Source organism: Pseudarthrobacter phenanthrenivorans, from assembly GCF_000813845.1.
Lineage (GTDB): Bacteria > Actinomycetota > Actinomycetes > Actinomycetales > Micrococcaceae > Arthrobacter > Arthrobacter phenanthrenivorans_B.
Window position 1 is genome coordinate 1 of sequence record NZ_JWTB01000064.1, and the last position, 556, is coordinate 556.

At 67.1% G+C, this 556-nt stretch carries 1 protein-coding gene; it reads left to right on the forward strand.

The genetic code is table 11. From position 1 onward, the window contains the following. Nucleotides 1–556, forward strand: a 556-nt coding sequence (locus tag RM50_RS21130) for an HNH endonuclease signature motif containing protein (RefSeq protein WP_043456343.1), incomplete at both ends; no start/stop codon positions are given.

A 556-nucleotide genomic window follows, 5' to 3' on the forward strand; every position in this document is an offset into this window, starting at 1 on the left:
CTGGTCACGGTTCCCGTGTTCTCGTTGCTGGGCCTGGCCGATGAACCGGCGATGCTGGACGGGTACGGGCCCGTCCCGCCGTCCATGGCGAGGGAACTAATCGCGAACGGAGCTGGCTCGTTCCACCGGGTGTTGGTGGACCCGCGGGACGGGGCGCCGCTGGAGATCGGCAGGACCAGCTACCGCCTCACGAAAGCCATGCGGGCCTGGCTAAGGATGCGCGACGCCAAGTGCCCGTTCCCCGGCTGCAGCAACCACTCCCTCGACAACGAGGCCGACCACCTCCTCGCCTGGGCCAACGGCGGCACCACCGGAATCAGCAACCTGGGACAACCCTGCCCAAAACACCACAAACTCCGCCACACCACCGGCTGGAAACCCACCCCCGCAACCAAAAACGAACCACCCGGCTGGACCTCACCCACCGGCCGGCACTACGCCAGCGAACACCAGGACTGGGAACCACCAAGCTGGCCGAAGGGGGTATGGCCGGGCGCCGTTGACTTCTTCCACCGCGGGCTGTCGTCCGGAGAAGATGCCCTCGAACGGTTCCTGC